Origin of the sequence: Acetobacter sicerae, from assembly GCF_011516765.1 — a bacterium.
In the GTDB taxonomy this organism is placed as follows: domain Bacteria; phylum Pseudomonadota; class Alphaproteobacteria; order Acetobacterales; family Acetobacteraceae; genus Acetobacter; species Acetobacter sicerae.
Map to the genome: position 1 here is coordinate 196573 of NZ_JAAABN010000003.1, position 24881 is coordinate 221453.

The 24881-nt window shown below is 60.1% G+C and carries 22 protein-coding genes; 8 read left to right on the forward strand and 14 right to left on the reverse strand.

The window, feature by feature from the left end:
- Positions 1 to 9: 9 nt before the first annotated feature.
- Complete coding sequence (locus tag GVI59_RS05050) at positions 10 to 975, reverse strand: thiamine pyrophosphate-dependent dehydrogenase E1 component subunit alpha (protein WP_173573207.1); 966 nt, start codon at positions 973 to 975, stop codon at positions 10 to 12.
- Between the two features lie 199 nt (positions 976 to 1174).
- Here GVI59_RS05050 and GVI59_RS05055 point away from each other — a divergent pair, with 199 nt between their 5' ends.
- Positions 1175 to 2095 carry a helix-turn-helix domain-containing protein gene (locus tag GVI59_RS05055; RefSeq protein WP_173573208.1) on the forward strand — a complete coding sequence of 307 codons (921 nt, stop codon included), beginning with the start codon at positions 1175 to 1177 and terminating at the stop codon, positions 2093 to 2095.
- Positions 2096 to 2289: 194 nt separating this feature from the next.
- Here GVI59_RS05055 and serS read toward each other — a convergent pair whose 3' ends face one another.
- Genes serS through tatB form a run of 3 tightly spaced genes read right to left on the reverse strand, consistent with a single transcriptional unit; the run spans position 2290 to position 5044 of the window.
- Complete coding sequence (serS, locus tag GVI59_RS05060) at positions 2290 to 3573, reverse strand: serine--tRNA ligase (protein WP_173573209.1); 1284 nt, start codon at positions 3571 to 3573, stop codon at positions 2290 to 2292.
- Entirely contained in the window at positions 3573 to 4349 is a 777-nt protein-coding gene (gene tatC, locus GVI59_RS05065; protein WP_173573319.1) for a twin-arginine translocase subunit TatC, read from the reverse strand. Before tatC ends, serS begins: the two co-directional genes overlap by 1 nt.
- Positions 4350 to 4381: 32 nt before the next feature.
- Positions 4382 to 5044 (reverse strand): Sec-independent protein translocase protein TatB, encoded by a 663-nt coding sequence (gene tatB, locus GVI59_RS05070; RefSeq protein ID WP_173573210.1) that lies wholly within the window; start codon positions 5042 to 5044, stop codon positions 4382 to 4384.
- Positions 5045 to 5522: 478 nt separating this feature from the next.
- Between tatB and GVI59_RS05075 the strand changes: the two genes are divergently transcribed.
- Positions 5523 to 6887 (forward strand): lipopolysaccharide biosynthesis protein, encoded by a 1365-nt coding sequence (locus GVI59_RS05075; protein WP_173573211.1) that lies wholly within the window; start codon positions 5523 to 5525, stop codon positions 6885 to 6887.
- On the opposite strand, the gene GVI59_RS05080 is transcribed toward GVI59_RS05075, so the two are convergent.
- The 4 genes from GVI59_RS05080 to GVI59_RS05095 are packed head-to-tail and all read right to left on the reverse strand — an operon-like array spanning position 6822 to position 10730.
- Positions 6822 to 7808 carry a glycosyltransferase gene (locus GVI59_RS05080; RefSeq protein ID WP_173573212.1) on the reverse strand — a complete coding sequence of 329 codons (987 nt, stop codon included), beginning with the start codon at positions 7806 to 7808 and terminating at the stop codon, positions 6822 to 6824. The genes GVI59_RS05075 and GVI59_RS05080 overlap by 66 nt on opposite strands.
- Positions 7805 to 8797, reverse strand: coding sequence for an ELM1/GtrOC1 family putative glycosyltransferase (locus GVI59_RS05085; protein ID WP_338422066.1), 993 nt, complete (start codon positions 8795 to 8797; stop codon positions 7805 to 7807). Before GVI59_RS05085 ends, GVI59_RS05080 begins: the two co-directional genes overlap by 4 nt.
- A 33-nt stretch (positions 8798 to 8830) precedes the next feature.
- Positions 8831 to 9760 (reverse strand): hypothetical protein, encoded by a 930-nt coding sequence (locus GVI59_RS05090; RefSeq protein WP_173573214.1) that lies wholly within the window; start codon positions 9758 to 9760, stop codon positions 8831 to 8833.
- 1 nt (position 9761) lies between these two features.
- Positions 9762 to 10730, reverse strand: coding sequence for a metallophosphoesterase family protein (locus GVI59_RS05095; RefSeq protein WP_242012953.1), 969 nt, complete (start codon positions 10728 to 10730; stop codon positions 9762 to 9764).
- 251 nt (positions 10731 to 10981) lie between these two features.
- Between GVI59_RS05095 and GVI59_RS05100 the strand changes: the two genes are divergently transcribed.
- A complete protein-coding gene (locus GVI59_RS05100; protein ID WP_173573215.1) occupies positions 10982 to 12115 on the forward strand; it encodes a sensor domain-containing protein in 1134 nt (377 codons plus the stop codon).
- Here GVI59_RS05100 and GVI59_RS05105 read toward each other — a convergent pair.
- The 4 genes from GVI59_RS05105 to GVI59_RS05120 all read right to left on the reverse strand — a co-directional run bounded on the left by GVI59_RS05105 (position 12106) and on the right by GVI59_RS05120 (position 17614).
- Entirely contained in the window at positions 12106 to 13185 is a 1080-nt protein-coding gene (locus GVI59_RS05105; RefSeq protein WP_408736603.1) for a glycosyltransferase, read from the reverse strand. The genes GVI59_RS05100 and GVI59_RS05105 overlap by 10 nt on opposite strands.
- Positions 13182 to 14099 carry a glucosamine inositolphosphorylceramide transferase family protein gene (locus GVI59_RS05110; RefSeq protein WP_173573217.1) on the reverse strand — a complete coding sequence of 306 codons (918 nt, stop codon included), beginning with the start codon at positions 14097 to 14099 and terminating at the stop codon, positions 13182 to 13184. Before GVI59_RS05110 ends, GVI59_RS05105 begins: the two co-directional genes overlap by 4 nt.
- 574 nt (positions 14100 to 14673) lie before the next feature.
- Complete coding sequence (locus GVI59_RS05115) at positions 14674 to 17004, reverse strand: glycosyltransferase (RefSeq protein ID WP_173573218.1); 2331 nt, start codon at positions 17002 to 17004, stop codon at positions 14674 to 14676.
- A 172-nt stretch (positions 17005 to 17176) separates the two neighbouring features.
- Positions 17177 to 17614, reverse strand: coding sequence for a Rid family hydrolase (locus GVI59_RS05120; protein WP_173573219.1), 438 nt, complete (start codon positions 17612 to 17614; stop codon positions 17177 to 17179).
- A 156-nt stretch (positions 17615 to 17770) separates the two neighbouring features.
- Here GVI59_RS05120 and GVI59_RS05125 point away from each other — a divergent pair, with 156 nt between their 5' ends.
- The 5 genes from GVI59_RS05125 (at position 17771) to ptsP (ending at position 22326) form a co-directional block, all read left to right on the forward strand.
- Positions 17771 to 18238, forward strand: coding sequence for an HPr kinase/phosphorylase (locus tag GVI59_RS05125; protein ID WP_173573220.1), 468 nt, complete (start codon positions 17771 to 17773; stop codon positions 18236 to 18238).
- 209 nt (positions 18239 to 18447) lie between these two features.
- Positions 18448 to 19530: an RNase adapter RapZ gene (rapZ, locus tag GVI59_RS05130; protein ID WP_173573221.1), complete on the forward strand. Its 1083-nt coding sequence runs from the start codon at positions 18448 to 18450 to the stop codon at positions 19528 to 19530.
- On the forward strand, positions 19527 to 20063 hold the full coding sequence (locus tag GVI59_RS05135) for a PTS sugar transporter subunit IIA (protein ID WP_173573222.1): 537 nt from the start codon (positions 19527 to 19529) through the stop codon (positions 20061 to 20063). The genes rapZ and GVI59_RS05135 overlap by 4 nt, the downstream gene beginning before the upstream one ends.
- Positions 20063 to 20371 carry an HPr family phosphocarrier protein gene (locus tag GVI59_RS05140; protein WP_173573223.1) on the forward strand — a complete coding sequence of 103 codons (309 nt, stop codon included), beginning with the start codon at positions 20063 to 20065 and terminating at the stop codon, positions 20369 to 20371. The genes GVI59_RS05135 and GVI59_RS05140 overlap by 1 nt, the downstream gene beginning before the upstream one ends.
- A gap of 113 nt (positions 20372 to 20484) precedes the next feature.
- On the forward strand, positions 20485 to 22326 hold the full coding sequence (gene ptsP, locus GVI59_RS05145) for a phosphoenolpyruvate--protein phosphotransferase (protein WP_173573224.1): 1842 nt from the start codon (positions 20485 to 20487) through the stop codon (positions 22324 to 22326).
- Between the two features lie 27 nt (positions 22327 to 22353).
- Here ptsP and GVI59_RS05150 read toward each other — a convergent pair whose 3' ends face one another.
- Both GVI59_RS05150 and hemF read right to left on the reverse strand, forming a co-directional pair.
- Positions 22354 to 23499: a hypothetical protein gene (locus GVI59_RS05150; protein ID WP_173573225.1), complete on the reverse strand. Its 1146-nt coding sequence runs from the start codon at positions 23497 to 23499 to the stop codon at positions 22354 to 22356.
- 98 nt (positions 23500 to 23597) lie between these two features.
- Positions 23598 to 24527 (reverse strand): oxygen-dependent coproporphyrinogen oxidase, encoded by a 930-nt coding sequence (gene hemF / locus GVI59_RS05155; protein WP_173573226.1) that lies wholly within the window; start codon positions 24525 to 24527, stop codon positions 23598 to 23600.
- Between the last annotated feature and the right edge of the window lie 354 nt (positions 24528 to 24881).

Below are 24881 nucleotides of genomic sequence, written 5' to 3' on the forward strand. Positions count from 1 at the left end.
CAAGAGAGATCAGTAGGAGACGTAAACATCCTTCATCAGATCAGCCTCTTCCGGAAGAGGAGCCGCCTTGGCAGCGGCGACAGCGGCGTCAATCTCGCTTTTTACCGAAGCGTCGATATCGTCCAGCGCCGAACCTTCAAGAAGACTGATTTCGGTTACATGCTTCCTGAAATTGACAAGGCAGTCGTGCTCGGCACGTTCTCTCGCAACTTCTCCCTCTGCTCTGTAGGTCATGGCGTCGCCTTCGAAATGGCCATACCAGCGGGAAAGATGCACATGCAGCATCGCCGGTCCCTTGCCTGAGCGGGCGTGTGAGATGGCTTCACCAGCGGTTTCATAGACAGCGAAGAAATCGGTGCCGTCGCATTCGAAATAGGGCATGCCGAAGCCCGCAGCCCGGTCTTTCTGTGTTCCGGCGCAGGCGTAGGAAGCCCCTGTCGCTTCACCGTAACCATTATCCTCCACGACAAAGACCGCCGGGAGCTGCCATACGGTAGCGAGGTTGAGGCTTTCCAGCGTGCTGCCTTCGTTGGAGGCGCCATCTCCATAAAAAGCGACGGCAACGCCGTTATCTTTCAGGAGTTTGTGTGAGAGCGCCGCGCCGCAGATCAGCGGTGGTCCGCCTCCCACGATGCCGTTGGCGCCCAGCATGCCGAGTGACAGATCCGCGATATGCATGGAGCCGCCCTTGCCACGACAGACGCCCGTCTGACGGCCATAGATTTCGGCCATCATGCCGTCCACGGCAACGCCTTTTGCAATGCAGTGCCCGTGTCCGCGGTGCGTGCTGGCGATGGTGTCCGTGTCAGTCAGATGGGCGCAGACGCCCACGCCGGATGCTTCCTCTCCGCAGTAGAGATGGACAAAGCCCGGAATCTCTCCGGTGGCGAATTCGACATGCAGTCGTTCTTCGAAGTCCCGAATCGTGCGCATGGCGCGATAGGATCGTGTCAGGATATCCCTTGAAATCTGCATGACATTCCTCGTTTTTATTTATTCTTGTGCGGCTTGCCGGTATCCGCACCATCCGGGAGCAAGAAAAGAGGTGTTGCAGCGTTTCGGGTAAGGGAGCTTTCAGGCTGGTCACACGTACGTGACGAGGTTAGAAAGAGACTGTCGCGGTATCGCTACAGAGTTCAATGGGAATGCAACATCCACAGGGAGCGTGTAGGTCATGAGCGAAGCCGTGCTGGTCACTCCAGATCGTCTGGCGATGATCCCTGCTGGTCTTCGTGCTTCCTGGACGCGGTGCGCTTCGCTTTACGCCATTCCCCCGACGGGCGAGGGGTGCATTGAACTGCTCTGTGGCGCGGAACTCAGGCAGGCCTGTGCCCGTATGGGGCCGCTCATGAAGACGACGGAGCCGGAACTGGACCGGCTGCATGGCATTGTCTCGACGCTGGATTATACCGTGCTGCTCGCGGACCCGAATGGCACCGTCCTCGCGCGCCGTGGCGATCCTCCACAGGAAAAGGGAAATCGGCGCTGGCATCTCTGGCCGGGCGCCTGTTGGTCGGAGAAACGGGTGGGCACCAACGGCATCGGCACCAGCCTCGCCGAAGGACGTCCCGTCACGGTGCACATGAACCAGCACTGGTTGCTCAGCCTGCGCTATCTGGCCTGTTCGGCTGTGCCGTTTTACGGACCGGACGGACGCGTGGCCGGCGCACTGAACGCCAGCGCCACCCGTCCCGACCCTGAAGGCCGCATCGCCATCATGATGGAAGCGGTGCTGGTGGATGCGGCCCGGCGTATCGAGCGCCGGAGCTTTCTGCAGGCTTACGGTTCCCACACTGTCGTTCTGCTGGGTGAAAGCAGTGATATCTCGCTGCCGATGGTGGCGCTGGATGAATCCCGTGTGGTTGTGGGAGCAACCTTTGCTGCCCGTCAGATGCTGAACCTCGGCGATACAGGTTGCAATGTCTGCTTCGACCTTGGCACGCGTGGACGTGGTGTTCCGGATTTTCAGGAAGCCGAGCGGGCGGTGATTGAGGGCGCGCTGGCCATGTCAGGCGGCAAGGTGGCCCCGGCTGCCCGGTTACTGGGGGTCAGCCGGTCGACGCTGCATCGCAAGATCAGGGCGATGGAAGCGTAAACGGGACGGTCGCCTTATGCGGGCTCTGCCCGCGCCCGCAAGGGACCGCAGGCCCCTTGACCCCATTTGTTGATGGCAAGCGGTTTTCAAAGGCGAGCCTTTGGCGGGGTTAGGGGCAGAGCCCCTGAAACCCCACATGATAGGAAAGTCAGGCAGAAAAGTCGTGATTAAGACTCTTCAGATGCCTCCCTCCTTCAGACCAGCCGCTCGATACCACCCATGTAAGGCCGCAGAACCGGCGGCACGGTGATGCTGCCATCCTCGTTCTGCCAGTTCTCCATCACCGCAATCAGAGTGCGCCCCACCGCAAGGCCCGAGCCGTTCAGTGTGTGAACGAAGACAGGCGCTTTCTGGTCCGGCGCACGATAGCGGGCGCTCATGCGGCGTGCCTGAAAATCCTTGGTGTTCGAGCAGGACGAGATCTCGCGCCATGCCTGCTGACCCGGAATCCACGCTTCCAGATCGAAGGTCTTGGCCGCGCCAAAGCCGGTGTCGCCCGCGCAGAGCAGCATACGACGATAGGGGATTTCCAGAAGCTCAAGAATCTTTTCGGCACACAGCGTCATGCGCTCATGCTCGGCTTCACTCTCTTCCGGCGTGGTGACGGAGACCATCTCCACCTTTTCGAACTGGTGCTGGCGGAGCATGCCGCGCACGTCGCGCCCGGCGGACCCGGCTTCCGAACGGAAGCACAGCGAGAGCGCCGTCATGCGGATCGGCAGTTGAGCCGCGTCGAGAATGTCACCCATCACAGAAGCCGTCAGCGGTACTTCTGCGGTCGGCACCAGCCAGCGGTCGTCCTCGGTGTGGAAGGACTGATCGGCGAATTTCGGCAGCTTGTCCGTGCCATACATTGCGGCCTCATTGACCAGAACCGGCACATGGGTCTCGGTATAACCGTGCTCATTTACATGCTGGTCGAGCATGAACTGACCCAGCGCCCGCTCCAGCCGGGCGATGCCGCCGCGCAGAAGGACAAAACGTGCGCCGGACAGTTTGGTGGCCGTGGCGAAGTCCATCTGCGGCTGGCCATTCTGCTGCATGGCCTCGCCGAGTTCGAAATGCTGCTTCGGCGTGAAGGAGAAGGTCTTCGGTTCGCCCCACTGCTTCACCTGCACGTTGGCTGTCTCGTCCGGACCGGGAGGGACAGAGGCGTCCAGACGGTTGGGCAGCACTTCCAGAACGGCCTTTACCTCGGCGTCGAGAGACTGGGCGCGCATTTCCAGCGCTTCCATCTCTTCGCGCAGGCGGATGGCTTCCGCCTCCTGCACTGCGCTGTCGCCCTTGTTGCGCTTGATCGTGCCGATTTCCTTGGCCAGCGCATTCCGGCGTGTCTGCTTCTCCTGAAGCGCGGTCTGGGCGGCGCGGCGCTCCTCGTCGAGCGCCATGACCTTCTCCGACACAGGCTCCATACCGCGACGGGCCAGATCGGCGTCAAAACCGGCGGGGTCGGCGCGCAGGGCGCGAAGGTCGTGCATCAGGAAGCCTCTTTCTCTTCAGTCTCGCCCTCTTCTGTTTCGGAGGGCCTTTTCGGCTCAACAAGTCGCGCCGAGATAATGGAAATTTCGTAAAGGATGACCAGCGGCACTGCGAGGCCCGTCTGGGTGATCACATCCGGCGGCGTCAGGATGGCCGCGGCGACAAATGCGCCGACAATCGCGTAACGGCGGAATTTCCTGAGCTGCTCGGAGGTGACGATGCCGACCATCGCCAGCAGGGTCAGCGCCACGGGCAGTTCGAAGGCAATGCCGAACGCCATGATGAGTTTCATCACCAGTGTCAGATACTCGGACACCTTGGCCTGAAGTTCGATCTGGAGACCGTCCGCACCACCACTGGTCTGGAAGGACAGGAAGAACTTCCACGCCATCGGGAAGATGAAATAGTAGGCCAGCGCCGCGCCCATCAGGAACAGGATTGGCGTTGCGATCAGGAACGGCGCGAAGGCGCGTTTTTCCGAGCGGTACAGGCCGGGCGCAATGAACATCCAGAGCTGCGTGGAGATCATCGGGAAGGAAATGAACGCCGCGCCAAACGCCGCCACGCGGATATAGGTGAAGAACGCCTCGTACAGCGCCGTGTAGATCAGGTGCGGCTGCTCGCCCTTCTGGCGCATGATGTCGCCGAGCGGCCGGGCGAGGAACAGATAGATGTCCTGCGCATAATGGTAGCAGACCGCGAACGCGATGGCGAAGGTAACGGCGGACCAGATCAGACGGCGACGCAACTCGATCAGATGTTCGAGCAGCGGCATGGGTTCGTCGTGAATCGGATTGTCAGTCGTCGTCACGACAGGTCGTTCCTCGTCTGGTCTGGGGGCGAAGTCTGGTCTTGTGAGTGTTGAACATCCGGTGTGGGCGTATCAGAAACAGGCGCGATGAAAGGGGCGACCCGTCTGTCGCCATGCAGCACCCGTGACGGAGGAAGAATGGCGGGCGTGCGAAGGCGCGGCCACGCGGAGGCGATGCGGCGGGCGATGGCGGGAGGCACCACGGCGGGCGCCTGATCCGGCCCGGTTACTGGTGTGCTGCCTGTAAAGGAGAGCGGTTCTATACCCAGAGGCGATGAGCCGACATTCTCTCGTGGCGGTGGCGGAATCAGGTCCGGCGCGTCAGTGGCGGGGAGGCTTTTCGGTCTGTCGTCGAACGGGCGGCCCTTCAGCGCGGGATCATCGAATGTGCGGCGCAGACTGCCGTCATTGTCGATGGTCCGCATGATCTGGTTACGGACATTGAGGGAGCGGAGCTGGCGGACCTGATCCCGCACGTCGCCCAGATCCGCTTCCCGGACCATCTCATCCACATGCCCCTGAAAATCAGAGGCCAGACTGCGGGCTTTCCTGACGACTTTAGCAACGGAGCGGATGGCGGCGGGCATGTCTTTTGGTCCGATGACCAGAAGCGCCACCACGCCGATCAGCGCAAATTCCGACCAGGCAAAATCAAACATTATTCTCGCCGGTAACCGCCATAATTCTCAATCCGCCCCGACTGCCGGATGGGGCAGGCGGACGGGACCATACAGAAAAGGCAGGTTCTTGTATATTTTGCAAATGCAGAAGAATGCCGCCTTCTGCCTCACATTCGGAATGGAGCCTCAAAATCTTCATATTCCTGTCTGTCGGGGGGCCACAAAGCGGATCACCCGTCCCTGAAATTGCCTGATATGGTCCTGTTTGCAAACACGGATCCGCTGTAAAAACAGACGCATGGCTGTTTATCAGGCTTGCCCGGAACCGGTGTGACAGCTTCATGAGATTTTGCTCCTGAAGCGCGTCCGGCTCATGTCCTGCGACTTCGTGCTGTTTGGGGTTCGATAGCGCTCTCCCTGACGGTGTGTCGGATAAAGAAGGTTTTTCGATCCCTTTCGATATGTCAAAAGCCGGGACGGTACGCCTCGGCCACTGTCAGCCAACCAGAAAGCCCGCATGACCCGGAGCCGCTCCACTTTCCACTCGATCTTCCGCAATGTCAGCATGCTGACGCTCGGGCGGATCCTGACCGCGCTGTGCAGCTTCGTCTATATGGCGTTCGCCGTGCGCGCGCTGGGGCTGGCTGATTTCGGGCTGCTGATCCTTATCCACTCCCTCGCCATGACCGGTTCGACGCTTTCACGTCTCCAGACATGGCAGACGCTGATCCGCTTCGGGAGCGATGCGTTTTTCGATGGCGAGATGGGGCGTTTCAGGCAGGTCGTTTCCTTCTGCATCCGCCTCGACGGACTGTCGGCTCTGGTGGCGCTGGTTCTCAGCCTTGTCGTCGTGATCCTCTACGCCCCAAGTGTTGGCTGGACGCATCATGAGCGCACACTGGCCCTGCTGTACGCCTGCGTCGCGCCCTTCATGTACACCGGCTGGTGTCACGGCGTGCTGCGTCTGGCCGGGCGTTTCCGGCTGGTGCCGATCACGGACGGTTTCACGGCGTTCGGCAAGATGTGCGGTGTGCTGCTGGCTTATGCGCTGCATCTGGGCGTGGGCTGGTTCCTGCTCATCTGGGCGGCGGCCGTGCTGTTCGATTATGGCCTTTACACAGCCTTCGCCCTGTCCATTCTCAGGCGGCGGGCTTCCTTCGGTTATTTCGAGGCGTTCCGGCACTGGCGCTGGAAAGGCGAAGGCATGTGGGCTTTCACGCGGGGCGTCAGTCTCAACCAGACGCTGGCCTCCGCCTCCACGCATGTCGCGACGCTGATTGTCGGCAAGCAGATCGGCACAGCCGAAGCCGCGATCTTTCGGGTGTGCCGGCAGATCGCTTCCGGCATCGTAACGCCTGCCCAACTGATTTCACCGGTGCTGTATCCGGAACTTGTCAAGATGCGCGACCGGCAGGATTGGGCGGGACTCCGGAAAGTCACGCTGTCCATTTTCGGAATCCTGCTCGCCATCTCGGCGTTCCTGATTCTCCTGACGGCTGTGGCGGGATCGCAGATCTTCCGCGCCCTGCTGCATGTGCATGTGTCGCACACGTCGTTCTATATCACGATGATGCTGCTGGCGGCCATTTTCAGCCTGCTGATCGTGCCGCTGGAGCCGCTGCTGATCGTGACGGGCCAGTTGCGGCTCCTCGTCAGAACGCGCGTTTTCGTCACGCTGCTCTACTTCCCCGCGCTCTACCTGCTGACCCGTTACTTCCATCTGACAGGCGCCTGTCTGGCCACGCTGGCCTCAAGCGCCGGGGTCTTTCTGTCCTGCCTTGTCGGCGCGGTGGTCTTTTCCCGACGGCTCGGTCATTCAGGACAGTCCGGCGCGGAAGGCGCGGCGGATCAGTCTGAACCGGCGCAGGAAGGCGGACGCTGAACCGGGGCGCGTCAAAACGGTCCCAAGATTGGGCGCGATCACCTTCACCAGCAGGTAGAGCGCCATATTGAGACGATGCAGGATCGGCGAGGTCGCCAGCGACCGTTCCAGCCAGAGCCGATTGCGGATCGTGCAGAAAGCGCGCCGTTCCTCGGTCTTCGGGTCCAGCCAGGGGTGAATGGCCTTTCGGTTCGCACGCCAGGATTCGTCGATGTCACGGAGACGGCTTTCGGGACAGAGCCAGATATGCCCGCCCGCAGCCGGAATCTGCTGTGAGAAGGCGTAATCATCGAAATAGAGGTGATAACGCTGTGGCGGCAGGGCGATCCGGTCGAGCCACGAGCGGGCGAACCAGAAGCCGCCATAGGCCGCGACACCGAGTTCAAAACAGCCTTCCCGGATCGCGGCTTTCCGTTTTCCACCGTTCCACAGATGCGCCAGATTGAAGTCGAAGAACGCGTCAGGCTCGACCCAGTGCAGGGTTTTGCGGTCCAGCACCTTGCGATACTGTCGCTTGTCCACGCGGAAGCTCATCATGGCGTTGCGTTCGTCCGCGCCGAGACGTTTCCAGCGGTCGAGCAGAACGAAGACAGCATCCTCGTCCGGTACATTGTCGTCGTCCAGCACCCAGACGAAACGCATGTCGTGGAGACGCGCCGCATAGGCCAGACCGGCATGGAAACCGCCCGCCGAGCCTTCATTCTCCGCCAGCCGTACGACATGCAGGGCATCCGCTCCGAATTCATCCCGCAGCGAGGCGAGCGCCTCCTGTGCTGAATGGGGTGTGCCATTGTCCACGACGACTGCGCAGGCCGCCCCGCAGCGGAAGGCTGCCCGCAGCACTTCGGCAAGAAGATGCGTGCGCTCGCCATAGGTGACGGTGACGACACAGGTCCGGTCTTGCAACGGCAATAGCGTCATCTTTCCATACGGCTGGAGGCAGGTTTTCTGTCAGCGATCAGCGCGAGAACCCGGTCACGGCACGCCTGTAATTCCTCATCCGCTGTCGGAAACGGGATGCGCCAGTCTGGCTCTCTCAGGCCCTGTTCCGTCAATGGCCGTACAAGTCCCTGCTGGACAAGCGCCCGGTGCCAGCGGGTGAAGTCAGTCCCACCGGCAAGCCAGCCTCTCCGGATCAGCGTATTGCGGAGTTCCGGTGTGATACGGTCCGCCATGATCTTCAGGCGCTGGACAGGTGGGAGCCGGACCGGGAGCGGATACAGCCAGGTTGGTTTGCCGGTCCGCCATGCGTCGGCGATCAGGGAGGCGCTGTCCGCCGTCACCACCAGTCTTCCGCTCTCTTTCAGAACTGTCGAGAGCGGTCGCCTGTCGATGCGGTCGGGTGTGTGGCGATACCTTTCCTCGACAATTTTCATCACATGATCCGGTGTGCGCGGACCCGGCACGACGCGCAGTTCCGTGCCTGTCGCTGCGGCCAGTCGTTCGGCGCGGGACAGCAGCACCAGCGCGTCTTCTTCGCTGAAGCCGAAGTGACGGGTCGGCCCTCCCAGCAGAACGGAGAGCGGTCCCCGTGTCGTTTCGGCAGAAAGGATGGACCGTGCGATATCCGCGCCGTTCAGCGGCATGTTCAGATGCAGCGTCTGCGGACCTTCCGGATAGTCGTCCTGCGGCATCAACAGGATCAGATCCAGCTCCGATGGCGCTTTCAGACGCGGACGCCCGAGCTGGATGATGAGAGGGCGACCACCGAAGGCTGCTTTCAGACGCCACGCCTGCCTCAAGGCTCTGCCGAAGGACAGGATCAGTGTCGGCTCGTCGGCGGGAATCCGATCATTTTTGGTGAATTGCCAGGGCAGGCCACAGGCGTTGGCCAGCGCCTCGCACTGCCGCATTTCGCCTTTTCGACCGGTCTCAACGATAAGAATGGATGCGTCGGAACGTCTGTTCACGGATGACGCCATCCGGAATTTTTCCTGTTCTGGTCAGAGATAGACAATTTTCTTGACCGCCGATGCGTGGTTCCAGACCAGCGCGCTGTAGGGTTGGCAATAGGCATGGTTCATGACGTGGTCAGGAGAAATCCGGGTTTCGTGAGGCTTTGTTGCCGGAGACGCCTTCCAGTGCACCACTCGCGCGCCTTTTGGCACAAGAGACGGGAGACGCTTGGAAGCCGAACGACGAAAGAGCCGCAAGGCGGAGCGCGACGACAGTGAGTACATCGTGTCCGGTGGATACACGATCACGCCTGTATCCGTGTTTTTCTCCAGCAGCCCGCGCAGGACGATTTCAGCCTGAAGGTTATGGTCCTCGACGAGTGCGCGCAACCACTGCGTCAGGAAAGGCGCCCCGGCTACCGCGCCGAACACCGGATAGACAGGTGCAAAAGCCGATGACCGGCGCGGCGTTTTTTTTGCATTGCTCCGGGTGTGCTTCATGAAGTCAGGTCGGAACGCGCGGGACAGGGTAAGGCTTCGTTCAGTAATCGACACGCGCCGTGACCCGAAGAAGACTGACCCTGTTCGCTCATGAAGGAAAGGGGCGATCATGAGGGTTTCAGGCGTCAGAAAAATCCCCCCATGCGCATGGATCAGCGCTGCGCTGAGAATGCAGTTGCGGGTCTCCTGATCCGGCGACAGGGTGTAAAGCTGCGACAGACCATGAATGCCCGTCTTTTCTTCGACACCCCGCAGAAGAGTGGTCTTGTCGAGCCGACGGAATGCCACGCGCTCCAGAGATTGCAGGAAATCGGTCTGAGGACCGGCAGGCAATTCGCCAGCATGGTGAACGATCACCTGCTCCATACCGGCCTGCGCAGCGGAGGCTACGGCGAACGCACGAGGCCAGACGATTTTCCGTTCCGGAAAAATGAAGTGTGCAACAGAAGGAATGAGAGGGTGATGGGAAGCGCTCATGTCATGCGCCTACGGCATGCTGATAGACCGGCATTGAAGGGGTGTCGAAAACATCCGGGACCGCGGGAGCGTTCTGCGCAGGAACACGGGGGCGCAGCCAGGTAATCTGACCGGAACTGATGAATTCGCCGGTTTCGGTCATCCGTCTGCGGGTCATTTCGATGCGCCAGTAATTGGCCTCGGTGACAACCCGGAAAGCATTCCAGCCTGCGGCCCTGTCCGGTTCGTCCGACATCAGGGATGCGGACGGTGTGGCGATGAGTGGGATGGATGTGTCGGGAATGAAGCGGATCGTGGCGCAATGGGAATGGCCATGCAGCACGAGCTCCGCTCCCGCTTCTTTCAGCGCGTTGGCTACGTGCCGCCATCCCAGAAGCGATTTTCGCCATGGCACCAGACCCGGCGTCACGGGATGATGGATCAGCACGATCCGGCAGGCGTCACGGGTGACTTCGAGAATTTTGCGCAGGCGTGCCGCCTGGTCGCTGTCCACATGCCCGTAGGCCATGAGGGGCGGACTGGCGACGGCGCTGCACACACCGATAAGCGCTATATTTCCAATCCGACGCACAAAAGGAAAATCCTCGACGCGCGGCGCGGTCCACCTGTTCCATGCGGCAAGCGCCTGCTTTCTGGCGCCCGACGTCATGGCGTCATGATTGCCCGGCACCACGACGGTAGGAGCCGGCATCCGCTCCAGCCAGTCTGCCGCCTGTGAAAACTCCTGCGCAAGGCCAAAGTTTGTAAGATCACCGGTGTCGGCAATGGCGTCCGGTGCGAACGCGGCGATATCGTCCATCACGGCCTGCGCTGTCCGGAGGGCGTGCAGCCTGGAACGGCGTCGTTTCCACGACAGCACGCTCAGAGCACGCTTGCCGAGAAAAGCCTTCGGTGACAGGGCTCCCATCGGAGGAAGATGCACGTCAGACAGATGGGCAAGATTCTGAAACAGGCCCGTATCATTCATCATCGGCACCGTTGCTCCTGCGTCATTCCGTCGGTTGTCTCTCCTTCCATAGAGAGCGCGGAGGCCTGTTCTTGATACGGACCTGATACACCATTTATCTCAGGTCAGCGCAGTGCAATGAAAATATAATGAAAGTGAAACACTGTGACACTGAAATAAAACATTCAAAAAAATGACGTGGAATACTATTGTTGGCTGGAGCGCATTGCCACAAAAGACGGGCACATATTCAACCCCTACGGAAACAGTGAGCCATGCTGAAGGTTGTGTTGCCCTTCATAGCCCAGCCGCATCAGACGCTGCATTCCCTTCCCATAGGGATGGAAATGGCCGCCCGTAGCCCGGATGTCGAAGTGCAGGTGGCCTGCATGACGGAAAGTCATTTGCAATACGCCCGCACGCTTGCCTCCTTTTATCCGGAGAGCAAGGTTTCGTACGAACTGCTGCGGATGCCTCACCGTCTGCGACGCAGGATAGAGGAAAAGGGGCCGGGACCACTCGAAAAAATCGCTGTTCTTGCCATGAACCGTTCCTACTTTTCACAGTTCAGCGGCATTGTCGTGCCTGAACGTACTTCTCTCTACCTCAAGCGCATGGGTGTTCGGAAACCACGTCTGGCATGGACCCGCCACGGTGCTGGCGACAGAGCCGTCGGTTTTGCAAAAGATACGCGCCTGTTCGATTTTATCGTTCTTTCAGGAAAGAAGATCGAAAAACGTCTTCTTCAGCAGGGCGCCATCACGCCCGGTCGTTATCATCGCGGCACCTATGCGAAATTCGACATCGTCCAGCGTATGAATCACGCAGCATGTCCGCTTTTCAACAACACCCGACCTGTCGTGCTCTATAATCCGCATTTCTCTTCCCGACTGTCCTCATGGGAGAAATTCGGCGACAGGATTCTTGGTTTTTTCGCACGGCAGGATCGCTATAATCTGATTTTCGCCCCGCATATCCGTCTGTTCGATCGGAACAGGGAGGCGGGAGAAGCGTTGCAACAGCGTTTTTCCGGCTGTGAAAACCTGCTGATTGATCCGGGCAGTACGCGCAGCGTAGACATGACGTACACCATGGCGGCGGATCTCTATCTGGGAGATGTCAGCAGTCAGGTGGCCGAATTCATGATCCGTCCGCGTCCCTGTGTCTTCCTCAACGCTCATAACGCACAATGGGAAAACGACAGTAATTACAGCTTCTGGCAGTTGGGCGAAGTGCTGGATAATCCTGACCGTCTGGCCGACGCACTGGACAGTGCGTTTCTGATCCATCCGCAGTTCAGAGACAGGCAGACGGCCTATTTTTCCGAAACATTCGAACTGCCCGACAACCAGCCGACTGCTCCGGCTGCAGCCGACGCCATGGTGGATTATCTTAGACGTTACGCCTGAGCAATCCGCTCCACACGTTCTATTATATCGTGTCCGGTGGCGTCGAAGCGTGCTGCGCTGAACCGTTCGAGCACGCGCTGACGTCCCGCCTGTCCCCATGCTGACAGCCTGTCCGGTGACCGGAGCAGTCTTTCAAGTGCATCCGCCAGAGCCTGTGGGTCGCGAGGTGGTACTATGCTTCCCATTTCTCCAGTGATGGTAAAGGGAAGTTCTCCCACTGCAGAAGCAGTGACAGGCAGACCAGCCAGCATCGCTTCATGCGCAGCCAGACACAGCCCTTCCCAGAAGGAAGGCTGCACATAGGCGTGCAGGGTCGCCAGAAAGTTTTTGGGGTGCTCAACATAGCCTACCAGACGGACCGGCAGGTTACCCCGTGTGATCAGGTCTTCCAGACGGTTGCGTTCTTCACCTTCTCCGGCGATCAGCACTTCAAAGGGGGGAAGATCACCCCGCTGGCGCAGGAGTGTCAGAGCCTGACAGAGAATATCATAACCCTTGACCGGATGCAGGCGTCCGAGCGAACCGATACGCACAGGTTCGTCCTGTTGCCAGGGCGTCGCCAGAGGGACGTCAGCATCTGCCCGGAAAATGGGCCAACAGGCGAGTTGCGTGGATGGAATTCCCAGCGTCTCCCGGGTCATTTTCTCCACACAGCAGGAGTCGGCGATCCAGAGAGAGGTGCGGGACCGCAGAAAGCGCAGCATTCTGGCGTTGGCCGGTTTGAGGCGGGCTGAATGTTGCCAGCTCACCACCGGGCAGCGCCGACAGGTTCCGATGAGTTGCCCCATCAGGGTCGCGCGGGTCAGGGAGGTCCAGATCACGGTTGGCGAAAATGCCTGCATCTGGCGCATCAGCCAGAGGAAGGCGGCCAGATGGTCGCCCGGAGCGCCATCCCGCACATGCACGTGCAGCCCATCCTGCTCCATTGAGGCGATGGCGCGTCCATCCCGGCGACTGAGTGCGAAGATTTCGACATGATGACCCCGCTCGCGCATGACCCGGGTCACGGCTGGCACCGGCAGGGCTGCTCCACCGCCTTCCACCGAATTGATGATATAGGCGATCTTCAACGCGCACTCCTCTGCTTCCACCATTTTTCGATATGGTGACGGAGATCGATGCCGGCACGCGCTGGCACATTACGCAGGATGCGCTTGGCATCAATAAGCGTGACGTCACCAGCAGCCGAGAGTGTGTGCAGGCCAGCCGTGAAGGGGTATGCGCCGTGGGGCGCGGTGATCCGAAAACTTTCCTGAAACCTCATGGATTCATTTGGGGATGTTTCAGTCGTCAGAAGGCGGATCGCACCACCATAGGTCTCGGTACAGTCCTGCATGGGAAGAGTGAGTCGCCCGTCCACGATCCGGGGTGTGCCGCCCATCCGGCTGCTTCCCAGTCCTCGCCTTAAAGGCTGGGTGGAAACATCCTCCCATGTGCCGAACAGTGTGTTTGCCCGTGCTAGCCGGAGAGCCGCCATCCGATCCGCATGCGGAGAGGAGGGAGCATAGAACATCCACCATACGCCTTCAGCAAAGATCGGAGAGGCGTCGATTGCGGCGTGAGGAAAACGAAATTCCGGAACGGTTTCCCACTCCCATGGGAAACGGCGCGCCCGATAGAGAGTGAGCCTCCCTGAGCGGCAGGCTTCGGGAAGCATCCATGTTTCGCCGTCCGCCTCAAAAATGAAAGGATAGGACAGGTGCCAGGGTTCGGAAAGAACCTTTCCCTGTTGGATGATTTCCAATGCCCGGTTCAGGATCAGGAGATGGATCTCGCCCTTGCGGGTGCGATAGTCATAATGTTCGACAAAGACATGCAGCCTGTCGTCCCGCCATATCCCGAACGGGTCCGCCAGAAAGCGGTATCGGCCCGGATTGGGTAACCAGCGAATGGTGAACGGGTCGAGAGAACCTGTCGCGCAGATATCGGAAAATCCGGCCTGCACGACGCCGACGCGCCAGATATCAGTCTTGAAAATACTCATCGCCTGTATGCTAGCACGATTTGCTGTTTTTCACTTCACCAAGGTCATGCTGTTTTTTGTAAATTTATCTGTGTAATTACAATAATTTTATTTAAATTTCCGAGAGTTTCCGTGTTTTTTTGTTGGTATGGGAATTGTTCCTCTGTGTGATTGCAGCAGAAGATGAAATCAATTCTTGTGTAAATGTCGCTATCGTCTAAATTTGTACATGAAATTTGAATTTTTATTGTTTTACATTGGTATTTTATATAATTTTTGGTATTGAATTGCTCTATTAGGTGCTTGGTTGTTTTTGAAAGATGCGTTGATGGAAAGATGAAATTTTTGTTTCGTTACTTTCCGATAAAGTAAAGTCAGGTGTTTTTGTGAGTGTATATAATTTTATTTTCCATGATATAATCTCTTTAAGATTTGACAGCATCTATTCAGGCAAGAAGAGTTTTCTCAAGAGCTTGGCCTACATGGGCATGGTCCAAAACTGATCCTGTTTCAGTTGAGCCGGTGAGCCGAACACACACCTGTTTGCGCGATTACACGTCTTTTTCACAGAGTTTCTAAAATCATTCTGCGAAATTTATTCTTCCAAAGCCTCCAGAAGAACCATACCAAACCGTTCCGGCGAATACCCATCAGCAATCAGCTTTTTCCCCGCATCCGAGCGCTTCCGCCACAGCGCATCGTCTTCCAGAAGCATCAGCAACGCATCTGCAAACAGAGCAGCCGTTTCCGCTACGGCCGCCACATCTCCCAATCCGGCAATCCCTTCCGCACCGACCGGCGTGGTGACAAGTGGCAGCCCCTGATGCAGCGCTTCCAGAACCTTGTGTTTCACGCCAGCGCCGAAACGTAGTGGCACGGCGGCCACGCGGGAGGTCGTATAGAGCCGGGCCAGTTCCTCATCTGACACAAAGCCTGTGACGGTGACATCCGGGCCGGCCAGCGCACGGACTTCAGCGGCGGGTTTCGATCCGGCGAGGATCAGGCGCACGTCCGGCACGTGCCGACGCACCAGCGGCATGATCTCCCGCACCAGCCAGAGGGCGGCATCGACATTGGGTGGATGACCGAACCCACCCACGAACAGGATGGTTTTGCCCAGCGTAATGGAGCGCACCGTCCGGTCCGGGGTAAAGCAGAACGGCGCGATGGCGTGTGGCTGTGCATTCGGTGCGAGTTCGCGGACGAGATCAGCTTCGTATTGCGACAGATACAGCACTGCATGGAATTGCGGCCATAGCCATGTCTCAAGCCGCCGCATGGTGAGCGCATCTTCACGGGTCTGCCTGTTGCCTGTCACTTCTGCCTCGCGTTCCAGTCGCAGCAAGTGAATATCGTGGCCATAATAGGAACGGCGCGCATCGGTGTTGAGCACCACATCCGGCAGGAAGGCGCGGGCGATGGTGGGACGCATGATCATGACATGGTCAAGATCAGGGCCGTTTTCCGAGATCCACGTCGCGAAGTCGGAGGGACAGGTCTCGTCCACGATCTCCACGCCCAGCCGTTCAAGCGCGGGAGAGTAGTGGTTACGCTGGCGGTTCTCCGGCCAGAATTTCACCAGCCATCCGGCATCGATCAGGGCGCGGATCACGTCCATGGTCGTGCGGGAGCCTGCATCACGGTCGGGCTCCGGCACATAATGGTCGATGATGAGAATGGTCTTGCGGTCCCGGGCATGCGATGCGGCCCGCAGAAAGTGCGTTGCTGGCGGGAAGTGTTCCGCTTCCAGAACGTCGCGCCAGCGTTCCAGCATCAGCTGCCGGTTACGGGCCTGATACGCTTTCACGCCGCTGGTCTCGTCCGTTCCGTGCGAGATGCCTTCGTGATGGATGACCGCCGAAGCCGGTTCGAACACCACGCGCAGCCCGGACGCACGGATGCGGAAGGCGAGGTCCGTGTCCTCGTAATAGGCAGGAGCAAAGGCTTCATCGAAGCCGCCGAGGGTGGCGAACAGGTCGCGGCGCAGCATGATCGACGCGCCGGAAATGTAATCCACGTCGCGCGGATAGCTGTAGGCTGCCCGGTCAGGGTGCGCATCGTTGCGGCCGAAGTTCCAGCCAGATCCATCGTTCCAGATGATGCCGCCCGCTTCCTGCAACCGCCCGTCCGGATAGAGCAGTTTCGAGCCGGTCAGACCGATGCTGTCGTCGGTTTGCAGGCGGGATAGCAGGGCGTCGAACGTGCCGGGCAGCGCTTCCGTGTCGTTATTGAGCAGGTGAAGCCATGTGCCGGACGCTGCTTTTGCCGCTTCGTTGCAGTTCTTCAGAAAGCCCAGATTTTCGCTGCGTTCGATCAGCACCAGCCCTTCGATGGCGCGCAGGGCGCTGACAGCCGGGTCGCCTGACGCATCTTCCGCGACGATCACTTCATATGGGCAGGATGGCGGATGGCGCATGATGGAGCGCAGACATCGCAATGTGACGGGCGCCTGCCCGTAGCCCGGAATGACGATACTCAGAACGGGGAAAGCATGACGGGGAAAGCGAAGAGGAAGGTGGTCTTCTGCGCGGTGGGAAACGTCTTTTCCACGGTCATGAGAGGTCTTCGCTGGAGGCTCTTCTGTGTGGAAAGACGCCGTTGTCTGCGTCCGTCGGGAATGCCGCAGGCGGTCAGGGAGGCGACCGCTCGCAAGTCCCCGGCAGGAGCGGACTGACCCGAGCAGCAGATTCTTCAGGCGGGGGGAGTGTTCAAGGGCTTTGCGGGCGGGGCCGGTGAGCCGCCAGAACGTGCTGTTCTCGTAAGCCTGTATCTGACGTTGCAGTGCTTCGACCGTGGCTTCCGATCGCTCGAAAGCGGTGGCCCGGAGGCGAAGTCGCGTCAGCTCATCCTGTAGGCTGCCCTGAGACGGGTGCGTCTGTTCATTTCCCGGAGGAGAAGCGTGGGGATTGTCGGGAGAAAAGGACACTGAGCGGTCTGGCCTCGGAAACGGAAAGGAGGCTTTCCGCTGTCACCCGGCTGCTAGTGCTGGCGCGTCCCATCGCCGGTGAGGCTCAAGCCCTGTGTCTTCCTCATACAGAGGGACGGGTCCAAAGGGAATGGAGCGTTAATATATCGTATCTGATTATCGGCTCTGGTGATCAGCTTGCGAGGACGTTTTCCGGAATGCGGGCGATCAGCTCCAGCTCGATTTCGATTTCGGGCCGATCGAATTTCTCAACTACGAGCACGGTGGTTGCAGGGCGGTTGTCGCCCAGAGCATTGCTGGCGAAACTGCCGCATGAGGAGAGCTTGCTGGCGTCCTTGACGAGATAGACGACGCGCACCACGTCCTGAAGCGATGCGCCGCGTGTCGCGAGAGCGGCGTCTCCAGCCGAGAAGGCCAGTCGGCACTGGTCGCCGATACGGGACGGAAAATCTCCCGTCCGGGAGTCGAATCCGCGCAGACGGCGCACACGCATGCCTTCGTGGGAATGCTCATAGCTTGGCTGAACAGTATCGAGGCGCAACAGTGAGTCTACGGGAGCATTCTCTGGTCGATCATATCGGGTCCGCATGAGGGCTGTTGCTGCTTCCATTTGGGTTGTCCTTTATGGCCGGGTCCCGTCTGTGTGACACAGACGCACGACATGGGTCGGCGACATAAAATTGTCATAATCTGAAAAGAACGGCAAAGAAAGATGTTTCTCTGGAGAAACGCTATTGGAGCGTAATGATTTCAGAATGCAAGCGTCATGACAGCCGATGATCGCGTAAGGCGATTTCACGGCGGATGTGTCGCGCGGCGCGGACAGGGCGTGCTGATCTTCGGCGCGTCGGGGGCGGGCAAGTCCGATCTGCTGCTGCGCCTGCTGGCTCGCGGCTATGATCTGGTGGCTGATGACCGGATCGAGATGGAGGACGGCCTTGTCAGGGCGCCGGCGGCGTTGCGAGGCCTTGTCGAGGTCCGTGGGTGGGGGATCGTGCGCCGCGCCTTCGTGCCGGAGGTCGTCCCCCATCTGGCGGTCAGGCTGATCCGGCCGGGAGAGGCGTTCTCCCGGCTGCCAGAGGAAGGGCTGACTGACGGGGAAACCGGGCTGCCGGTTCTTACGCTGGACGGTATGATGGCTTCAGCGCCGGAGCGGATTGATGTGGCGCTGGACTGTCTGGAGGGGCGAGCCTTTCTCCTGCCGCAGAGCGCCATGCTGGTCAGTGATAACTGAGGGCGACAAAAATGTGTCAGAGAGGTGGCGGCTTCTGTTATGGTCTGACCAGAGCCAATGATCGGTGTGCTGTTGAGCACCGCGTTCCGGGCATGGTCCGGTCGGAGTATCAGATGGTGTCTTCCAATGGGGGCGCTGCCCGAAAAGTCAGGCGGTACGCCAGCTCTCCGCTGTTTTGTTCTCCATTATAGGGTGTTTGTCGGATTTCAATGGTGACGTCTCAGACTGCCGATGAGGTTCCTCTACGTCAGATCCTGCTGGTCACGGGTCTGTCGGGGGCAGGAAAATCCTCGATTCTCCGGATTCTGGAGGATCTTGGGCATGAAGTGATCGATAATCCGCCTCTTGGCATGCTGGATGAGATCGTGGCGCGGGGAAACCGTCCGATTGCGATCGGTGTGGATTCGCGGACCAGGGATTTTGACACGTCGACCGTGCTGGAAGCCTTGGCGCGTCTGCGGATGAACCCGCATCTTCGGGCAGAACTGATCTATGCGGCGGCTGATGAAGCCACGCTCCTGCGTCGCTACACGGCGACCCGTCGCCGCCATCCTCTTGCGCCGCATGGCAGCGTGAAGGAAGGGATCGACTCGGAGAGGGATCTGACCGGAAAGCTTCGGGCCGGCGCCGATCTGGTCATTGATACGTCCGACCTTTCGGCTCCGGAACTGCGTCGGTTGATCGAAACACGCTATGGCACATGGCACAGCGGCCCGGATGAGGGACTGACGGTTGTGCTGATGTCATTCGCCTTTCCGGCCGGCCTGCCTCGGGAAGCGGATATGGTGTTCGACGCACGTTTTCTGAGAAATCCGCATTATGATCCCGTGCTGGCTCCCCAGACGGGCCTTGACCGACCGGTGGCGGCCTATGTCGAGGCTGATCCGGACTATAAGCCGTTTCTGAACCAGATTCTCGGGATGCTGCGTCTGGTCATTCCGCGCTTCGTGCAGGAAGGCAAGAAATACGCGACAATCGCCGTCGGCTGCTCGGGCGGGCGTCACCGCTCCGTCACGCTGGTGGAAGCGCTGGGCCGGAAGCTGGCGGACATCTCCGACAGTCCGGGCGGGGAAGGGCCGGTGGCTGTGGTTCACCGGGAGCTTGCGCGGCTCGGGATCACGGGTTCGGATTCCGCGGCCTGGCGGTGGGCCAGAAAACCGGCCGATGATAAAGCCGACATCCAGACGGATCTGGCGGAACGGCTGGTGGATGTCACCGTTGTGGACAACAGTAACGTGAATACGGACGACAGAACGTCGGCGTCACATTCCATGGCGCGGGGAAACGCATGATCGGCATTGTACTGGTCACTCAGGGCGCGCTTGGTGTAGCCTTGAGGGAAACTCTGGAACATGTTGTGGGGCCACAGGAAAGACTGGCGGCCGTCAGCATCGGACCGGATGATGATCTGGTGGCGCGTCGTCTGGAGCTGGAAGCCTGTGTCGCCGGTGTGGATGACGGCGACGGGGTGATGCTGGTGACCGACATGTTCGGCAGTACGCCCTCCAACCTCGCCGTCGCGATGATGGAAGCCGGACGGATCGAAGTGCTGGGCGGGGCCAATCTCCCGATGCTGGTCAAGCTGGCCCAGATGCGCGATCTGCATACGCTGGAAGAGTGCGCGACAGCGGCTGAACGGGCCGCTCATAAATATATCAGCCGCGCTTCCCACCTTCCCCTGCAATGCCTGGACGGAGCGCGTCGCTGTTCCGAGGGAGCCGCGGGCGATCAGGTCCATATCTTTCCGTCGCTCTCTGACAGACCCTGCCCCGAACCGCTGCCGTCTGTGAGTCTGGTCTCTGAACGGAAGGTCGCTGTCGGCTGATGGAGACTTCTGAAATGACGCTGACCCGGGCGGTCACGATCGTGAACGCCAAGGGGTTGCATGCCCGCGCTTCGGCGAAGTTTGTTGCCGAAGCCGAGAAATGGAAGGCCGAAGTGACAGTCACTTACGGCAGTGAAGTGGTGTCTGCCTGTTCCATCATGGGCCTCATGCTGCTGGGGGCCGGTGTTGGCGCGACCATCACCCTGTCGGCGACAGGCGTGCAGGCGAAGGAAGCGCTTGAGGCTCTGGGCGCTCTTGTCGGCAGCGGGTTTGGGGAAGATACTGAAGCAGCCGCTGAGGCGGGTTAGAGCAGCAGGCTTCGACTGTCGTTCATGAATGCTGCGTCGCGTAATGATTTGACGGATATCCTGATCCGGTCAGACGCTTTCGTGTGGCCGGATGACGCTCTGATGGGGATGAAATGAACGCTCAGCGCAGTTCCGGTCGCGGAGAAGACCTCGCCAGAAGTGGAATGGATGAGCCGGGCAGCGAACATCTTCTGCATGGAGAACCCATCGGTGCAGGCTTCGCGATCGGTCCGGCGTTTGTTGTCGGAGAGGACCCTTCGCTGGAACCGGAGGTCCGGGTCAGCCGTCTGACACGGGAGCAGGAACACGCCCGGTTCAGTGAGGCGGTTGAGCGTTCCATTGGCCAGCTGAAAAAACTTCAGAATCGCATCGCCCGACTTCCGGAAGAAACGCAGGTCGAGATCGGGCCGATGCTGGAGGTCTACCAGCGTATGCTGGGGCCTTCCCGTCTGCAGAACAGCGTTGTCAGTCGGCTGGATGACGGCATGACCGCCGAAGCCGCTGTGTATGAGGCGACGGCTGAGCTGGCGGATCTGATGCTGGCGTCCAGAGACGAGAGGCAACTTGTCGGAGAGGATGCGGCGGCAGCGGAGCGCAGGGCTGGCGAGTTTCGTGAGATCGGTCGCCGGGTGATCCGCAACCTCATGCGGGAATCCTTTCTCTCCCTGTCCAATATGCCGAATGGCGCAATTCTGGTGGCGCATACGCTGCGTCCGGCCGACGCGGCGCTGATCGATCCGGCCCGTGTTGCGGCGGTCGTCACCGAGGATGGCGGCTCGACAGGACATACGGCCATCATGTTGCGGGCTCTTGGCGTGCCTGCCGTGCTTGCGGTCGAGGGACTGCTCGATCACGTGACGGATGGGGCCACGCTGGTCGTGGACGGTTACTCAGGCAGCATCACGGTCGGTCCATCGTCCCGCACCACGCGGCAGGCGCGCAGACAGGTCGCGGCCTATGCGCAGGAGCGGCAGGAACTCGGGCGGATGCGGCGGCTGTCGTCGCGCATGGCCAGCGGCGAGAAGATCAGCCTGCAGGCCAATCTGGAACTTCCGGCCGAGCTGCCTCTGATCGCGCAGTCGGGCGCCGCCGGGATCGGCTTGTTGCGGACGGAATTTCTGTTCATCAACGCCGAGACGCTTCCTGACGAGGCGACCCAGTACGACATTTACGCCGCCATCGTCTCCACCATGGGATCTGACCCCACGACCATTCGTGTGTTGGACTGGGGCGGAGAAAAACAGGGTGAGGCGCTTATTCGCGCCGGGATTGTCGGGCGTGACTCCATCAATCCGGCTCTGGGTGTGCGGGGCATCCGGCTTCTTCTGGAGCATCCCGATCTGCTGGAGACGCAGTTTGCGGCCATCCTGCGTGCTGCGGCGAAGGGGCCGGTGCGGGTGCTGCTGCCGATGGTCACCGTCGCTTCGGAAATTGTCGCGGCCCGTGAGATTTACGAACGGGTTGCGCGTCGTCTGAAGCGCAAGGGCATTGAAACCGGTGAGAGCCTGCCACCGCTGGGAGTGATGGTCGAAACCCCGGCAGCCGCTCTGACGGCGGGGCATCTGGCGCAATACGCTGATTTTCTGGCAATCGGGTCAAACGACCTGACCATGTACACCCTTGCGGCGGACCGGGCTTCATCCGAAGTGCTGGCGCTCTATAATCCGCTGCATCCGGCGGTTCTGAGGATGATCGGCGAAGTTCTTTCCGCCGCCTTCCTTGAGCGATGCCCCGTGTCGGTCTGTGGAGAAATCGCCGGAAATCCCCGGTTGATCCCTCTTCTGATCGGGCTTGGGTGTCGGTCCTTCTCCATGTCGGCTTCCATGGTGCCGCGTGTGAAGCAGATTGTGCGCAATATCAGCTATAATGACTGTCGTCTGCTTGCGCGGCGCGTTCTGGCCGAAACGGATATCGGAGAAATCGGACGTCTTCTGGATGGTTTTCAGCACGGCTGACCGGCGTACAGCCCGGGAGCTGGTTATTCAGCCGGTGCGCCAGGAGACGGAGGATGCCGACAGCCATCGACGAAAGGCGAGGACGCTCGCAAGCGGCGGACTCAGCGCGGCGTAAAAGGGCAGCACATCCGCCTCTGTCGTGAGGCGCGTGTGGCTGCTTCGGGCGACCTCATCAACGCCGGGCAGGCTCGCGGTCAGATGAGCCGCATGCCGCCAGAGCGCAGCACTTGCCGGAGGTGTGAGCATGGGGAGCACCAGTGCGGCTTCAATGGACGCCGCGTGAGCCGCAGCCTGATAGGCAGGGAAAAGCGGGTGATCCGGCGCATGCCCCCGGAGGCTGGTGAACCGGCCCGCAAAGTCGGGAAGGCTTCCGCCAGCCTCTGCCGTCAGGGAAAACAGCGGCACAAACCCCTTCGTTTTCAGGGCGTCGAGCAGTTCCGGCGTAGCGCTGCCGGGAGAGAGCTGCGCTACATCCACTTCGCCCCTTTGCAACGCTTCAATGGAGGTGTCCCGTGTCGCCAGCCCGCTGACAGGGATGGCGCGCATCGAGAGGATGGCCATGGCCAGAAGCGTCGGCAGCTCTGCCCCGGTAGGGGTTGTGACCGCGACGCGCACGGGTCTGTTCTGGAGGAGCGTCCGCAGGGAGCGGCGGAAATCGACATGTCCCACGACCAGCGGAGAGCCGGTTACAAGCGCGACCGGCAGCCAGCGCTGGTAATCGAAATGCACACGGGAATCGCCGGCCAGCGCGGCGAGGATGGCTGTGCCGGGAACGAGGAGGGCATTTTCACCGGATGCCTGCGCATCGAAAAGATTGGCTCCTGTGACGCCATCCTGACCCGCCACGTTACGCAGATTCAACGGGCCGTCGGTCGGCAGCGTTGTTTCAAGCGACGGGGCAAGAACGGGAGCCCAGCGGGCCGGACCGGTGCCCGGGCTGCCTGCGACGATCAGATCCGGCGTGCCGATTGTCGGAGCCGGGATTGCGGTTGAGGCAGCGTGAAGCAGGCTGTCGGTTTCGGAGCGGTGGGCGAAGGCGCGTCCTGCCAGAAAAGAGCCTGCGCCAGAACCTGCCGTGAGGCCGAGCGCCGCCTTCAGGAGGGTCCGCCGGTTATAGCGCCGCGGAAGACCTCGTGAAAAACGGGTATCGGATGGCAGGTCTTTTTCTGACAAAACTCGGAGATCTCCTTGAAAGATGGTCCGGGTAATATTTTCAGGAATATTACCACTATAAAGTTAAGGCCGTTCTGTGGCGATCAGACCATAGAGCGTCAGGGCCATTTCACCTCGGGAGGCATGCTCATGAGGATCGCCTCGGTGTGGCCGCCGGTCTTCAGGCCAAAGAGCGTGCCCCGGTCCTGCAACAGATTGAATTCCACATAACGTCCGCGTCGGATCAGCTGCTGCTCACGCTGTTCGGGCGTCCATTGCTCCATCATGCGGGACCGCACGATGTTGGGGAAGGACTCAAGGAAGGCCAGTCCCACATCTTTTGTAAAGGCGAAATCCATGAGCGGATCACCGCTGTGGAGGCGGTCATAGAAAATGCCGCCCAAGCCGCGTGGCTCCAGACGGTGCGGCAGGTAGAAATATTTGTCGCACCAGGCCTTGAAGCGCGGATAATATTCGGGATCGTGCTTTTCGCAGGCCTGCCGGAAGCTGTCGTGGAAAATGGCGGCGTCGTCCTGCGCTTCCTCGCTCTCGGGGAACATCGGGGTGATATCGCCACCGCCGCCGAACCAGCCCTGTGTCGTGACGATCATGCGTGTGTTGAAATGGGCTGCCGGCACAACAGGGCTGCACATATGGGCGACCAGACTGATGCCGGTGGCGAAGAAACGCGGGTCTTCGGATGCGCCGGGGATCGACTTGCGGAACTCCGGGCTGAATTCGCCCGAGACGACCGAGACATTGACGCCGACTTTCTCGAACACGCGTCCGCGCATGACGCTCATCACGCCGCCACCTTCAGTGTGGGCGTCGTCGCCAGCTTCGCGGGTCCATGCGGTGCGTTCGAACCGTCCGGGGGCCGTGGAACGTCCCGGCAGGGTGGGGGCGTTCTTCTCTGCGGCTTCCGTTTCGATGCTCTCGAAAGCGGCGCAGATCCGGTCGCGCAGCGACTCAAACCACTGCTGCGCTTCCGGCTTCAGAGGTTCGTAATGCCGGGCGTCGGCAGAGGAAGGGGCGGTGGTTTCATCCATAGCCGGATATCTCCTGATCCTGTCAGTGCGTCCTGTTGGATCCCCCGGTCTGGTCCACTGGCTGGCGCGTATGGGCTCGGTTCCGTGGCGGATGCGCAGAATGCGCCTATGGGGTGCGATATCCGGGCTGTGATTGCAAGAGGGGGTGCTTCGGGGTGACAGTAACTCTCTGAATCCAGATGACGTGTGGTCTCCGGATGCTGGCGTTGGCCGTTGGCCCGTCTGTATGGAAACGGAGCAGAAGTGCGGTCCATTGCTCTGTTTCAAAGATACGTTCGGCAATGTCCCTGATGAATCATGAAGAAGCTGTCGGCGAAGCTTTTTCAAAAGCTTCAGGAACATCGTCTTTCTGAA

What these genes read in the sequence shown, in the direction of transcription:
- GVI59_RS05050 (WP_173573207.1), bottom strand. Translation starts at nt 975, where the DNA reads ATGCAGATTTCAAGGGATATCCTGACACGATCCTATCGCGCCATGCGC.
- GVI59_RS05055 (WP_173573208.1), top strand. Translation starts at nt 1,175, where the DNA reads ATGAGCGAAGCCGTGCTGGTCACTCCAGATCGTCTGGCGATGATCCCT.
- serS (WP_173573209.1), bottom strand. Translation starts at nt 3,573, where the DNA reads ATGCACGACCTTCGCGCCCTGCGCGCCGACCCCGCCGGTTTTGACGCC.
- tatC (WP_173573319.1), bottom strand. Translation starts at nt 4,349, where the DNA reads ATGCCGCTGCTCGAACATCTGATCGAGTTGCGTCGCCGTCTGATCTGG.
- tatB (WP_173573210.1), bottom strand. Translation starts at nt 5,044, where the DNA reads ATGTTTGATTTTGCCTGGTCGGAATTTGCGCTGATCGGCGTGGTGGCG.
- GVI59_RS05075 (WP_173573211.1), top strand. Translation starts at nt 5,523, where the DNA reads ATGACCCGGAGCCGCTCCACTTTCCACTCGATCTTCCGCAATGTCAGC.
- GVI59_RS05080 (WP_173573212.1), bottom strand. Translation starts at nt 7,808, where the DNA reads ATGACGCTATTGCCGTTGCAAGACCGGACCTGTGTCGTCACCGTCACC.
- GVI59_RS05090 (WP_173573214.1), bottom strand. Translation starts at nt 9,760, where the DNA reads ATGAGCGCTTCCCATCACCCTCTCATTCCTTCTGTTGCACACTTCATT.
- GVI59_RS05095 (WP_242012953.1), bottom strand. Translation starts at nt 10,730, where the DNA reads ATGATGAATGATACGGGCCTGTTTCAGAATCTTGCCCATCTGTCTGAC.
- GVI59_RS05100 (WP_173573215.1), top strand. Translation starts at nt 10,982, where the DNA reads ATGCTGAAGGTTGTGTTGCCCTTCATAGCCCAGCCGCATCAGACGCTG.
- GVI59_RS05110 (WP_173573217.1), bottom strand. Translation starts at nt 14,099, where the DNA reads ATGAGTATTTTCAAGACTGATATCTGGCGCGTCGGCGTCGTGCAGGCC.
- GVI59_RS05120 (WP_173573219.1), bottom strand. Translation starts at nt 17,614, where the DNA reads ATGGAAGCAGCAACAGCCCTCATGCGGACCCGATATGATCGACCAGAG.
- GVI59_RS05125 (WP_173573220.1), top strand. Translation starts at nt 17,771, where the DNA reads ATGACAGCCGATGATCGCGTAAGGCGATTTCACGGCGGATGTGTCGCG.
- rapZ (WP_173573221.1), top strand. Translation starts at nt 18,448, where the DNA reads ATGGTGACGTCTCAGACTGCCGATGAGGTTCCTCTACGTCAGATCCTG.
- GVI59_RS05135 (WP_173573222.1), top strand. Translation starts at nt 19,527, where the DNA reads ATGATCGGCATTGTACTGGTCACTCAGGGCGCGCTTGGTGTAGCCTTG.
- GVI59_RS05140 (WP_173573223.1), top strand. Translation starts at nt 20,063, where the DNA reads ATGGAGACTTCTGAAATGACGCTGACCCGGGCGGTCACGATCGTGAAC.
- ptsP (WP_173573224.1), top strand. Translation starts at nt 20,485, where the DNA reads ATGAACGCTCAGCGCAGTTCCGGTCGCGGAGAAGACCTCGCCAGAAGT.
- hemF (WP_173573226.1), bottom strand. Translation starts at nt 24,527, where the DNA reads ATGGATGAAACCACCGCCCCTTCCTCTGCCGACGCCCGGCATTACGAA.